Annotated in this window: 15 protein-coding genes; 8 read left to right on the plus strand and 7 right to left on the minus strand. The window is 56.8% G+C overall.

The annotated features are described in order from the left end of the window. The 7 genes from ACXJ5O_RS08520 to ACXJ5O_RS08550 form a co-directional block, all read left to right on the plus strand. Nucleotides 1-1,259: aromatic ring-hydroxylating dioxygenase subunit alpha (locus tag ACXJ5O_RS08520; protein WP_457299511.1), on the plus strand; the 1,259-nt coding region annotated here is incomplete at its 5' end. A gap of 34 nt (nt 1,260-1,293) precedes the next feature. Continuing rightward, entirely contained in the window at nt 1,294-1,815 is a 522-nt protein-coding gene (locus ACXJ5O_RS08525; protein ID WP_112531447.1) for a 3-methyl-2-oxobutanoate hydroxymethyltransferase, read from the plus strand. A gap of 168 nt (nt 1,816-1,983) precedes the next feature. Continuing rightward, nucleotides 1,984-2,802, plus strand: coding sequence for an IclR family transcriptional regulator (locus ACXJ5O_RS08530; protein WP_224506490.1), 819 nt, complete (start codon nt 1,984-1,986; stop codon nt 2,800-2,802). Between the two features lie 21 nt (nt 2,803-2,823). After that, nucleotides 2,824-3,834 carry an FAD-binding oxidoreductase gene (locus ACXJ5O_RS08535; protein WP_457299512.1) on the plus strand — a complete coding sequence of 337 codons (1,011 nt, stop codon included), beginning with the start codon at nt 2,824-2,826 and terminating at the stop codon, nt 3,832-3,834. 36 nt (nt 3,835-3,870) lie between these two features. Continuing rightward, a complete protein-coding gene (locus tag ACXJ5O_RS08540; RefSeq protein ID WP_112531449.1) occupies nt 3,871-4,821 on the plus strand; it encodes a LysR family transcriptional regulator in 951 nt (316 codons plus the stop codon). A gap of 131 nt (nt 4,822-4,952) precedes the next feature. Further along, a complete protein-coding gene (locus tag ACXJ5O_RS08545; protein ID WP_112531450.1) occupies nt 4,953-5,156 on the plus strand; it encodes a hypothetical protein in 204 nt (67 codons plus the stop codon). Between the two features lie 80 nt (nt 5,157-5,236). Further along, entirely contained in the window at nt 5,237-6,172 is a 936-nt protein-coding gene (locus ACXJ5O_RS08550; protein WP_457299513.1) for a LysR family transcriptional regulator, read from the plus strand. Between the two features lie 12 nt (nt 6,173-6,184). Here ACXJ5O_RS08550 and ACXJ5O_RS08555 read toward each other — a convergent pair whose 3' ends face one another. Genes ACXJ5O_RS08555 through ACXJ5O_RS08565 form a run of 3 tightly spaced genes read right to left on the minus strand, consistent with a single transcriptional unit; the run spans nt 6,185 to nt 8,867 of the window. After that, nucleotides 6,185-7,039: an alpha/beta fold hydrolase gene (locus tag ACXJ5O_RS08555; protein ID WP_457299514.1), complete on the minus strand. Its 855-nt coding sequence runs from the start codon at nt 7,037-7,039 to the stop codon at nt 6,185-6,187. Between the two features lie 2 nt (nt 7,040-7,041). Continuing rightward, on the minus strand, nt 7,042-7,719 hold the full coding sequence (locus ACXJ5O_RS08560; protein ID WP_457299515.1) for an RraA family protein: 678 nt from the start codon (nt 7,717-7,719) through the stop codon (nt 7,042-7,044). A 38-nt stretch (nt 7,720-7,757) separates the two neighbouring features. Further along, complete coding sequence (locus tag ACXJ5O_RS08565; protein WP_457299516.1) at nt 7,758-8,867, minus strand: zinc-dependent alcohol dehydrogenase; 1,110 nt, start codon at nt 8,865-8,867, stop codon at nt 7,758-7,760. A 153-nt stretch (nt 8,868-9,020) separates the two neighbouring features. On the opposite strand from ACXJ5O_RS08565, the gene ACXJ5O_RS08570 reads away from it, so the two are divergent. Further along, complete coding sequence (locus ACXJ5O_RS08570) at nt 9,021-9,317, plus strand: hypothetical protein (protein ID WP_457299517.1); 297 nt, start codon at nt 9,021-9,023, stop codon at nt 9,315-9,317. Nucleotides 9,318-9,333: 16 nt separating this feature from the next. Here the strand turns inward: ACXJ5O_RS08570 and ACXJ5O_RS08575 are convergent, their stop codons facing one another. From ACXJ5O_RS08575 to ACXJ5O_RS08590, 4 genes are all read right to left on the minus strand, one after another. Next, complete coding sequence (locus ACXJ5O_RS08575) at nt 9,334-10,377, minus strand: amidohydrolase family protein (RefSeq protein ID WP_457299518.1); 1,044 nt, start codon at nt 10,375-10,377, stop codon at nt 9,334-9,336. Nucleotides 10,378-10,417: 40 nt separating this feature from the next. Beyond that, entirely contained in the window at nt 10,418-11,281 is an 864-nt protein-coding gene (locus ACXJ5O_RS08580) for a hypothetical protein (RefSeq protein WP_457299519.1), read from the minus strand. Between the two features lie 116 nt (nt 11,282-11,397). Continuing rightward, entirely contained in the window at nt 11,398-11,937 is a 540-nt protein-coding gene (locus ACXJ5O_RS08585) for a chromate transporter (RefSeq protein ID WP_183663047.1), read from the minus strand. After that, complete coding sequence (locus tag ACXJ5O_RS08590; RefSeq protein ID WP_457299520.1) at nt 11,930-12,517, minus strand: chromate transporter; 588 nt, start codon at nt 12,515-12,517, stop codon at nt 11,930-11,932. Before ACXJ5O_RS08590 ends, ACXJ5O_RS08585 begins: the two co-directional genes overlap by 8 nt. Nucleotides 12,518-12,849 lie beyond the last annotated feature (332 nt).

The following is a 12,849-nucleotide window of genomic DNA, read 5'->3' on the forward strand; positions in this document are numbered from 1 at the left end:
TGACGCAGACTGGCCCGGCCACACCCATGGGCGACATGTTTCGCTGCTACTGGATACCGGCGCTGCTTGCGGAAGAACTGCCGGCCAATGATTGTCCGCCGGTTCGCATAAAACTGCTCAGCGAACGTTTGCTGGCGTTCCGGGATAGCGAAGGCCGCTATGGACTGATCGACGAGTTTTGTGCCCACCGGGGTGTTTCATTGTGGTTTGGCCGCAACGAGAAGGGCGGATTGCGCTGCCCCTATCATGGCTGGAAGTACGACCACACGGGTCAGTGTATCGAGGTTCCGTCGGAACCCAAGGAAAGCGGCTTCTGCAACAAGATCAAGCTGAAGTCTTACCCACTCATCAAGATCGGCGATATTCTCTGGACCTATATGGGGCCGGCCGACAAAGAGCCGCCGCATCCGGAATGGGAATTTGCGCTTGTGCCACCCGAGCAGACGTTCACATCGAAGCGCTGGCAGGAGTCGAACTGGTTGCAGGCCATGGAAGGCGGCATCGATTCGAGCCATGTTTCCTTCCTTCATAGCGGAAGTCTGAACAGCGACCCGCTGTTCAAGGGTGCCCGCGGCAATAAGTACAACATGGCCGACTCCAAGCCATTTTTCGAAGTCACGGACAATGAAGGCGGACTATTCATCGGCGCCCGCAGGAATGCCGAGGAAGGCCACTATTACTGGCGTGTAACGCCGTGGGTCATGCCGTCGTTCACCATGGTGCCGCCGCGCGGCAACCATCCTGTCCATGGCCATTTCTGGATCCCGATCGACGACGAGAATTGCTGGGCGTGGAGCTTCGACTACCACCCAGTCCGGGCTCTGACGCCCGAAGAGCGCCAGGCAATGCTCGACGGCAAGGGCATTCATGTCACATACGTTCCTGGAACCTTCCGTCCCGCCGCCAACAAGGACAATGATTATCTCATGGATCGCGAAGCCCAGCGTCTTGGCGTAACCTATTCCGGCGTCGAAGGCATCGCCATGCAGGATGCCTCATTGCAGGAAAGCATGGGACCCATCGTCGACCGGACAAAGGAAAACCTGGTATCGACGGATAACGGGATCATCATGGCGCGTCACCGTTTGCTGAAGGCTGTCCGGGCATTCAAGGACAAAGGTATTACCCCTCCGGGTGTCGATCCTGCCCACCACCGCGTGCGGTCGGCGGCTGTCGTGTTGCCTGTCGATCAGTCTTACATCGATGCAGCCGCCGAAGCGTTGACAGTGATTGAGGGGAAAGCGCCGGCCTCTGTCTGAGCCACGGTGACGGTCCGTTCCAAAGGAGAACGATATGCAGCTTGGTCTCAGTGAAAGTGCGCGCGCTACCACGGCAGAGGAAGCCCGGTTCAGAATTGGTTACCCCAATTCCAGGCCGAGGAAGTCGCGCATCATTGCTCTCGATTCTGACAGCGTCGCGGCTCTGAAGTCGTTGGTGGATCAAGCTTCGGATGGTGCCCACTTTCTGCGATATATCGAACCAAAGGGCGCTACGAACTCGCTGAAAATGTTGTCGGTCGATGCAATACTCGAGGATATTGATGGAAAGCGGACCAATCTCGTCGACGAAATTGCCGACGCGGATGTTATCGTCATGGTCACATCCGCCGGAGCATCGGCTGAAGCCGCCGAGGTAATCGGCAACGCCTGTTTCGTGCGCAACAAGATGACCACAGGTCTGGTCCTCAATTCGGCCAGCGTTCCTTCCGAACAGTTGAAGCGGACATTGACCACGATGCGTCCCTTCGCGGCAATGCTCGTTGTTTCGACGGGCGCTGAATATGTCAGCGAAATGCTGAGCGCGTTGCGAGTTTGAGATGCTGCTGCCAAGGGACGGAGATATTGGCACTAGCATGACCGGGGGTGGTGGGTTCCAAAGGAATTCTGGTCTCGGAATGGCTATCGAATGGGTGGTCTGGGAAATTGCGAGGGCTGTGTTATGAACGGCACTGTTGTCCACGCGATCAAACGGAATGCTGAACCCATGAACCCACCTTCCAAAGACACGTCCAGTTCAAAGAAAACGCCATCGTCCAAGCGCAATCGGCTGTCGTCCGTCACGACGGCAATACGGTTGCTGAAAGCCTTTTCAGAAGATGAGGTGGAGATCGGCGTCAGCGCATTGGCATTGAAGCTGAAGGTGGCAAAGAGCACGGTTCATCGCCTTGCCGTGACATTGGTTTCGGAAGGGTTGCTGGAGCAAAACCCGGAAACTGAGCGCTATAAACTCGGGGTGGGGTTGTTCGGTCTTGGGACACTTGTACGCCGGCGTATGAATGTTTCCAATGAAGCGCGCCCGTTTCTTTTCGACCTGCGCAAACACACCGGCGAAACCATTATCCTGGGCATCCCGACAGACATTGAAATCATGCATGTCTATGATCTGGAAAGCCCGCAGGCATTGTCGATAAAATCGGATCTCGGCGTCCGCCGCCCCGCACATTGCACGGCAGTCGGTCGCGCTATCTTTGCATTCGCCCCGGAAGAGACGATCGAACACGTTCTGGCAGGACCGCTCGCCCGCCGTACGCCGCGTACGCCGGTCGATCCCAAGCAGATACGGAAGATATTCGCCGAAGTCCGTGAGCGCGGTTATGCCATTGAAGACGAGGAAAGCGAACCGGGGATCCGGGTCATCGCTGCACCGGTCCGGGATTCAAATGGTGTGGTCGTCGCTGCTGTCGGGATTGGCGGACCCTTGCAGAGATTGTCGATCGAGGCGCTCGAAGGGTTTGCACCACCACTTTTGGAAACCGTTGCAGCGATATCGGCGCGTCTCGGWTACTCGGCAAGGCATCGATAGGCAGAAATGGGAAGCCCACGCATGGCAGTCATCACGCTGAATGGAAGCGACCTCCGCTGGGAGTGCGACGAAGGCGACACGATCATGCGATCGGCACTCCGGGCAGGCCTGGGTTTTCCATATGAGTGCAATGTCGGGTCATGCGGTAATTGCCGCTTCGATCTCCTTGAAGGTGAAATCGAAGAATTGCGTGCGGATCCGCCGGGCTTGMGCGAACGGGATCGCGCGCGCGGCCGCCGACTGGGCTGCCAGGCCAGCCCCTTGTCCGATTGCGCCGTCAAGCTGCGGCTGATGCCGCAGTATGAGAGCCTTTTCAGGCCGCAACGCCAGGCTGCGACCTTGGTTGCAACGTCTGACATCACGCATGACATCCGGGAGTTTCGCTTCCGGTCGGAGGCAACGAGCCGTTTCCTTTCAGGTCAATATGCCTTGCTGCATCTGCCCGGAATACCGGGTGGTCGCGCCTATTCAATGGCGAATACCAGCAATGATGACGGGGAATGGCACTTTCAGATACGCCGTGTGCCGGGCGGCGAGGCAACAGGATACTTGTTCTCGCAACTGCGCGTTGGGGATCGTATCGAGCTCGATGGCCCCTATGGCATGGCATATCTTCGCGAGAACTCGCCGAGGGATATCGTTTGTATTGCCGGCGGTTCGGGGCTTTCACCGATGGTGTCGATCACGCGCGCGGCGGCTGTTGCACCGAGCCTTGCCGGAAGACGCATAGACTTCGTCTTCGGCGGTCGCACGGCGCAGGATATTTGCGGCAAGGAAATGCTGCAAATGCTACCGGGATTTGGTACAAATATTCACTACCATCCGGTCGTTTCCGGCATGCCTGAAGCCGATGATGGCTGGGATGGTTACAGAGGCTATGTCCATGAAGTCGCTCATAGTCTTTTCGCCGCACGGCTTCCTTCGTGCGAGATCTATTTTGCAGGTCCCCCCGCAATGGGACAAGCAATACAGAAAATGCTGGTCGATCTTGGTGTCGACTCAACCCAAGTGCATTTTGACCAGTTCTATTGATCATTTGGCTGCAACCGACAGCCGCTGAAAGCCGCAATGAAACCTCGTCAGCTGATATACTTCATAAAGGTCGTTGACGTAGGCAACATTACGAAGGCGGCGGAACAGTTGAATCTGGCGCAGACCGCTCTCGGGATACAGATACGCAATCTCGAGGAATCGCTTCATGTTCAATTGCTCGACCGCCATTCGCGGGGTGTCAGCGCGACACCCGCGGGACTTTTGCTTTACGAACGCGCGCATGAAATTCTGCAGCGGATCGAGGACACGCGCCGCGACCTGATTTCACTGGCGGGCGAGCGTGCGCGCATCAGGCTTGGTGCTACGCCAAGCATCCTGAAGCTGATTGGAACCGAACTGGTGGTGGCCGCAAAACAGCAACTGCCCGGAATCGCGTTGCATGTGGTGGAGGAGTTGAGTTTTGTCCTGACCGACGCGCTGGAGCGCGGCGAACTCGACTACGTTCTCGCCTATGACATCGAGGAGAATCCTGGTCTCAGGCGTCTTGCCCTGATGAAGGAAGACTTGCTGCATATTGCGGCGCCGGGAGGAGATCCCGCCGAGGGTGGAATATCGTTCAAGCAGGCGGTTGCAGGCGATCTGGCCCTTGTGTCCAGCCGGGATATTATCTGGCGCCGTATTCATAAGACGGCCTCCCGCTTGTCGCTGGATGTAAACGTGACCTATCAGGTCCAATCGATGGAAGCGATCAAGGCGCTGATCCTTCATGGTCTTGCAGAAAGCATCATGCCGTTCGGTATTGTGTCGGAAGAAATTCAATCGGGAGCATTGATTGCCCGGCGTATCGAACGGCCGTCGGTAAGGTTGACACTCTATCTGGCTCACGCAGCCCACAAGGGGTTGAGCGACGACACTGCATTCATCGCATTTGTTGATGGAATGATCGACAGGCTCGCCGCTACAATTGGGCCGTACGCGCACCCGATCGACCGCTCGCAACCGCCGCAAATAGAAGCAGACCATTGAAGGTGATCGCATAGGCAATCGCAGCCGTTCATCTGCTATGCAAAATCGATATACCAGCCTTGCCAAAGCGTTGTTTCCGGCGTCGTCCACCTGATTTATATTGCGGTGCACAATGCCAGGAAGGACGTGTCGTGACTATACTTACCGAAGACCGCAATGCTGGAACGAGTTGGTTCCGCACCGTTCTTTCAAGCATCGCCGAAATAGCGAATTGCCTCAGCGCCGCAAAAGAGTGTGCATTGGCCATTGAAAACAGGCGCACGCCGCCGGCCTCGGCACTGCGGACCTTGGGTATTGACCCGGCGTCGCTCAAGGATGTTTTCAAGCGTAGCTAGAAGCTGATTTAGTACCGGATTTTCGAGGCTTGACGGTCAAATCCCTTTACTCAGCCATTAAGTTTTTTTATTGTGGCTGAATGAAAAACGTCACCTTTCGAAAGCTCCAGTCGCTGCTGGCGATCGAGACTCATCGAAAGATTGTAGATGCGGCGAAGGCCCTGGGGCTGACCGCACCGGCCATCACATTACAACTGAAACAGCTGGAAGAAGATGCGGGTGTGACGCTTTTCGAGCGCACGCCGCACGGCATGTTTCCGACGGAAGCCGGAAAAGTTTTTCTCGAAGCTGCGAAAGAGATCGACGAGCGTTTGCAGCGACTTGATGACGATATCAACGCCTTCCGCCGCGTGAAACGCGGGCATATCACGGTCGGGGCCGTGTCCACGGTCAAGTATTTTGCGGCGCCATTGTTTGCAGCCTTCTCCAAAGAATATCCCGATGTACATCTTGAACTGATCATCGATCGCCGGGACGAGACGATTGCCCGGCTAAAGGATCGCGCCGTCGATATCGCGCTGCTCGGCCGTCCGCCGCGGGATATATCGGTTCGTGCCACCGTATTCGGCGAGCACTCACTGGTCGTCGTCAGCGCGCCCGGTCACGCCTTGGCAGGCAAGCGCGACATCACCAAAGCGGAGATTGCCAACGAACATTTCCTGCACCGGGGGAAGGGTTCCGGCGCCAGAACGTTTTTCGAGCGCTTCCTGAAGGATATTCCCGGCCGGCTTGATGGTCCGAGTACAGAGATGGAAACTGTCGAGGCTATCAAGCAGGCTGTCATGGCGGATCTCGGCATAGCCTTCCTGTCGATGCAAAGCGTTGCCGCCGAGGTTCAGGCGGGCCAACTCGCCGTTCTCGATGTCGTGGGATTGCCGATTCGCCGCCAGTGGTTTGCGATCAGCCGCAGCGACCGGGCGGTCACGCCTGTCATGGCTGCTTTTCAGGCGTTCCTTGCCACGCGCGGTGAAACGTTTCTGCCGAATTTTGGTGACCCGGCAAAGGTGCCCGCCTGACCGGCATCAATTTTACCTCGGAACCGCCTGCAGAAAATCGAGCACCTTGGCATTGCAGTTTGCCGCGCTCTGCTCTTTGACTGGCATATCCCAATAGTCTGATCCCGGAATGCATTCCTGCAGATAGCGAGCAGCCGAGGTTGCATGCGAAGCATCGGCACCGGGAATTATAAGCGTCGGAATGTCGAGACACAGCAGGTCTTCAGGCTCGGCACCGGGCGACGTGTCGCGATCGAGCAATGTTCGCACCATCCCGGCTACGATGGCCTTGTAGTGGTCGACGTTGAGCCGCGCATACTTGTCCGCAAAATCGGGGAAATTGCGCAGAACCGATACCCAGGGTCCGCCTCGCGGGTCTGCGCCGAAAGCCTTGTTGCTCTCCTTTGCCAAGCTGACGACAGCCGCGAGCCCGTTCTGGTTGACGAAAGAGAGGTGTTCGGCGAACCGCTGGTGACCGGTCATGCGATATCTAGCCCCGCCAACCGGCCAGAACAGGATCATACTTAGCGTCTTTTCGGGATAGGTCGTACCGAAGGCGGAAACTGCGCTGCAGCCCATGCACCCGCCCATCAGATGGGCCTTGTCGATGCCGAGATGGTCGAGCAAGCCCTTGCCCTGTTCGACATAATGCGCCCAGGTAACCCGCTCGACGCGCCCGCCCGATTGGCCCGTTTCCCGCCGGTCAAAGACAATACAGCTGTATTTTTTGGAAAGCTGATCCAGAAACTTGATCTGCGCATAGATGCCCTGGGTGGACCACTTTTCGATCGTTGCGTCGAAGCCGCCCGGCGAATACATGAGCAAAGGCTCACCCGAGCCAACAATTTCATAGCGCGTCGATATTCCGTCGATAGTGGCCGTCGCCATTTTCAAACTCCTTCGCAACCGAGCCGCTTCAAGCTTTCGTCGACCCAAAGTTTGGGATCAAGCTTGCCCGCAAGCGTATTGGCAACCGTTTTTAGTTCCGCTTCATGCTTGGCCTTGGCGAGCGGGTAGATTTCGCCCGTCAGTTCGTACGGAACACAGAGCAGTCCGTCATCATCGCCCATGATCAGATCGCCCGGATTGATGACCATGCCATCGAGCGAGATCGGCGCGTTGATTTCGCCCGGACCGTCCTTGTAGGGACCGCGATGCGTGATGCCTGCTGCAAACACTGGAAAGCTATTGTTCTTGATCCAACTGTAGTCGCGAACGGCGCCATTTATCACAACGCCGGCAACGCCGATCTGTATGGCGTGCGAAAGCATCATCTCGCCGACAAGCGCATTTGACAACTCTCCGCCGGCATCGACGACGATCACGTCGCCGGGCTTCGCCATCAACAACGCCTTGTGGATCATCAGATTGTCGCCGGGCCGGGTCTTTACCGTGAAAGCCGGTCCCGCCAAAGGCCCGCCTGCGTGCAACGGGCGGAGATTCGGTCCGCCCGCGGTCAGCCGCGACATGACATCGCTGACATTGGCCACGGGCAGCTCGCGAAACTGCCTGACCGTTTGTTCGTCAACCCTGCGCGTCCGTTCGAGTATTCGAAATCCATGTACCATGGCGGTGTTCCTTTCCAGATTCTTATGAAATATCGAGACTATTCCCAGGGTAGCAATGAGGCATGGATCACATCCGGCACGCCTTGTCCGCCGACGGACTGGATGGCGAGGGCAGCGTCCTTCAACCCGAAACGGTGGGTCGTGATTTTTTCAAGGTCGAAGCGTGTGGAGGCGATCTGTTCGAGTGCAAGTTCACACGCCTGATAGCTGTGGCCCCGAGCGCTCTTGAGTGTGATCGCCTTGACGGTCATCTTCTCGAGGGGGAAGTTCGGAAATTCTTTCAGTTCGCCCTGAACGAGAATGGTGCCGGCTTTACGCACAAGAGCCTCCACGCCAAGCAGGATCGGGATCGTACCTGCACCCGCCGTACAATCCAGTGAGACATCAACGCCTTTTCCGCCTGTAATCTCCATGATGCGGGCAAGCGGGTCCTCTTTCTGCACGTCGATGACGTAGTCGGCTCCAAGCGACTTTGCCACTTCGAGGCGCGCCGCGTCCTTGGTGGTTCCGGTGACGATGATCAACGAGGCGCCGGCCTGTTTGCATATGACGGTCTGCGAAAGCCCTTGCTGACCAGGCCCCTGGATAAGCACCGTGGAATTGTAGCCGACATTGGAATCGAAAAGCGACCATTCGACACCGTTGGCCATGGGCGTCACCAGGCCCGCAAGTTCGGGGGTCACGCCAGTCGGAACGCGGTGCACCACGGCATTCCACGGCAGATAGACGTATTGCGCAAAGCCTCCCCAGAGATGCGGAGCGCGTTCTGCACTGGTATAGCCATAGCGAATACCGTCCGGATTATTGCGCCAATCGGTATTTTCGCAATGCCGGTATTGACCCTGATGGCACCATTTGCATTTGCCGCACATGACATAATGCTCGACGAATACCAGATCGCCTTCCTTGAAGCCCTTGCGCCGGGTGAATTCACGGCCTGCCTTGGCGATATAACCGATATTTTCGTGGCCCATGATGGTCGGGGCATTTGAGGGCGGCGTTTTGAACAGCTTGACATCGGTCCCGCAGATACCCGCCACTTCCATCTTCAAAAGTGCCGCGTCTTCGGGAATATCGGGCATTGGATATTCGCGAATCTCCATCTGGCTTGGCCCGGTGCGGACGGCAGCTAAGACTTGTTCTGTCATTTCAAACTCCCTGGAAGTTCTCGTCGCTGACTGGCGAACATGCAAGTTCTGTCAGTGGTGCGGTTCTGCGTTCAGTTTTGACAAATTCGCGTTTGTCATCCTATTTAGATGTCCGGTACCGGCAGCATTTGCGCCGGACCTCAGGTTGAAACCATGCTCAAATCCGCTATTCCCGACCGCGAACGACTTGCCGCTATCAGGCGCGTAAAGACCTGGACGGCGGAACGTTTCAGTCTTTCGGACGACATGACAGTTTCGGTGATCGAGGTCGTCTGCGGGTTGCCCGGATGCCCGCCGCTCGAAACCATCGTGACATTCTGGACTGCTAGCGATAGCCGGCACGCATTCAAGGTGTTCAAACCCATCAGCGAGGTCACGCCGGAAGACTTGCCGCCATCGTGGATGAAGCAGGCCATCGTCTCGAATGGCGATGACCTGTCCTGCTGCTGAGTGCAGTGATTTCATCTCAGTTTGCCGGTTTGGCGGGATGCCCGCGTTTCGTCAGCTGCGCGTCAAGGCGCGGATAGACCCGCCGCGCATTGCCTTCAAAAATCTTGTAGCGGCTTGGCTCGTCCAATGTCGCAAGCTGATCGATATAGCGCTTCGTATCGTCATAGTAATGGCCGGTTTCCGGGTCGATGCCTTTAACCGCGCCCAGCATTTCCGAGGCGAATAATATGTTGTCGACCGGGATGACCTTGGCCATCAGTTCGATGCCTGGATAGTGGTAGACACACGTATCGAAGAAGACGTTCTTCAAAAGGTGATCGGCCAGAAGCGGTTTCTTCATCTCCTGCGCAAGACCGCGATATCGGCCCCAATGGAAGGGTACTGCGCCGCCTCCATGCGGTATGACGAATTTCAGCGTCGGAAAGTCTTTGAAAAGATCGCCCTGTATGAGCTGCATGAAGGCTGTCGTATCGCCGTTGATGTAGTGCGCGCCGGTGTGGTGGAAGTTCGGGTTGCACGATGACGTTACGTGGATCATCGCGGGCACGTCGAGTTCGCACAGCTTTTCGTAGAGCGGATACCATTGACGATCCGTCAGCGGCGGATCCGTCCAGTAGCCACCGGACGGGTCTGGATTGAGATTGACGCCGATGAAACCGAGCTCGTTAACGAGACGCTCCAGTTCCGGAATGCAGTTCTTGGGAGGAGATCCGGGATGCTGCGGCAATTGACCGACAGCAGCAAAATTATCGGGGAGCAGCTGGCAGATCCGGTAGATCAAATCATTGGAAAGTGTCGTCCACTGCATGCTGACAGCTTCGGTTCCCACATGGTGGGCCATGCCCGCGGCGCGCGGCGAAAAGATCGTCAGGTCGCTGCCGCGTTCCCGTTGCAACTTGAGTTGCGGCTCGACGGACTGGCGCAGCATGTCATCGGTGATCCCAAGATCCGTGCTCGTCGGGCGGCGCATGGGATCAGCGAGGCCGGCCAGCTGCTTGTCCCGGAACTGGTGCAGTGCCTGGGGTTCCGTGGTGTAGTGGCCGTGAATATCGATGATCATGGAAATTGTCCAAGTTGGGTCAAATGAAGTTGTGTTGGATTCAGATTTTCCAGAAAAGTTCATCGACTTCGTAGGGTCGTGAACTGAGCCTTTGGTCGAAGGCGTAGTCGAGCAGCGTCTGCATTGGCTTGCGCGTCGCTTCCAGTCCGTACGGCAGAGCGGCCGTCCCTTTCGCGCCGGATTTCTGCCGCGCCTCTTCAAAGAGCGCCATCAATTCACCGCCAAGCCAGGGATGCTGTTCGAGAAGTTCTTTTCTGACGGAAACGATGTGGTTGACCGGGAATATTCCCGTTTTCTCGGACCACTTCAGTGCTGCATCTTCTGCATCCCGTATGACAGGACGCACATCGGCGGGATCGACATTGCGTTCACCCATGATTGCTGCAAGTTCGCCCGAGAGCAGGAGTTCGCGCAGACCCTTTCCGCTGGTGTTGCGGACCGCATTTTCCGGATCCTTGTATTCGGCAACATGGGCATCTTCCATGGTCACCCATGTGATGCGATTGAGGTCCACGCCATATTCCGATTTGAGAATACCGCGGATCCAGACGCCCGTGGTCTGCGTATAGGCGCGCACACCAACCTTCTTGTCTTGAAGTTCGGTGGGACCGCCGAGGTCAGATCCTGCAGCGTAAACCAGATTGTCGTGATGCAGCCTGCGCCAGAGCGGAATGGGAAGCGCTGTTATGGGCTTGTCCAAGTCGACGGCAACCAAATGCGTGGTCAGGGCCATCTCGCTGACATCGAGATCCCCGCCCCGGACCATGGTTCGAAATGCCTTCGGCAGGGGATCAAACTCCTGAAACTCCAGTTTGAGACGGGGCGACGTTACGCTGCCATCCTTGAGCGGCCGCACGTGATCGTGCTTGCCGAGGGCTATGCGTAATACCAGTGGTTCGACCATTTCTGCCTCCTCCCGGAGCTTCAATAAAGATAGTATGTTCTTCTATGAGGAACTGCGTTCTATTTTACGCATAATACCGCGAATTGCGCGCCGGTCAATTGCCGAGAAGGGCGGAACTAGATTTTGCCAGCGGCACTGAGGCAGAAATAGAGAGCTCCAACGGTGCCAAGCACCGGATAGGGACCAACCCTTGTGAGTGTGAGAAACGCCGCGGCGGCGAGAGTTGTAGCGATTTCGAACAGGCTCAGCCCCGCAGATTGCGAAACCGCCAGCCCGCCTGCGACGATCAATCCAACTGCAATCGGTGTCAGCCCTCGTTCGACGGCGCGTCCCCAGGGGGAAAGGCGATGTTGCTGCCACCAGCTGCCAAAAATGCAGATCAACGCCGAGGACGGAATGAAGATCGCCAGCGTGGCGATGACTGCTCCCCAGAAACCGCTGATTCCCCAGCCGATCAGCGCTACGATGAGCGTGCTTGGACCGGGCGACGCGCGCGAGATGGCATAGAGATCGGTGAACTGGCGGCTTGTCAGGAGGTGCTGCACATCGACGGTCTGGTGCTGCAAGCTGGCAACGATGGTCTGACCCCCGCCAAAGGAGACGAGAGAGAGCGGAACACACAATAGGACGAGGCCGAGGAGCTTGTCGTCATCCATGCTTTTTGTCCMTGCTCAACAGGTAGGATACCAGTACGCTGGGCGGAATGCTTGCGAAGACGACGGGAACGAGCGGCCAACGCAACACACCAACCATGATGAATACGGCTAGTGCAATAATAATGGGTAGCGTCTGCCCATGCAGGCGCCGCGCCGTCTTCATCCCCATCGTCAGCGTCGATGCGATTCCGACGCAGGCAAGTCCACGCAGAACCGAATGCGTCTCGGGATACGCACTCAATTGCCGGTAAACCGTGCTTAGCAGGATGATGACAGTGAATGCCGGCGCCACCATTGCGAACGTGGCAATGATGGCCCCTGGAAGGCCGCGCAATTTCAGGCCGATATAGACGGCGAGATTTACCGGATTGGCACCCGGCAATATCTGGGCGATGGTTTGTGTCTGCAAGAAATTCTCATCGGTCATCCAGCCGCGCCGCTCGACAATCTCCCGATACGTCCAGGCGGCCATTCCTCCGCCAAAGGACGAAGCACCGAGTTTGAGAAAGGACACGAGCAAGGATCCGAGCGATGCGTGCGGCTCCTCTGGTGGGCTGGATGCGTCAACGCGTTGTTCCAAGAAATCTTCTCCCCGCAGCAAGGTAAGCTGCCACCCGATCTCGCCTGATTATGCTGAAGCGGCGAGGGCGCCGATGACACTGATTAGAATCTTTGTAGCCGTGATGCCGCGGCACACAGACTTATAAAAATCACATAAAAACTTTGCCTCTAATGCAGAGGAAGTCCACGCTATTTCGCCTTAGCGGCCAACTAAGAAAAACTTAGTGCGTTGGGATTTCCCCTTATCTTCCGTGCGGCGGCGACAAACTCGTCAGCTAAGCCGCTGCGCCAGCCCACACAAAAACAACTGGTCTGAGCGTAATATTTTGCTTTGGACAAAATGCATCGGAT

It is taken from the genome of Phyllobacterium sp. P5_D12 (assembly GCF_054049495.1).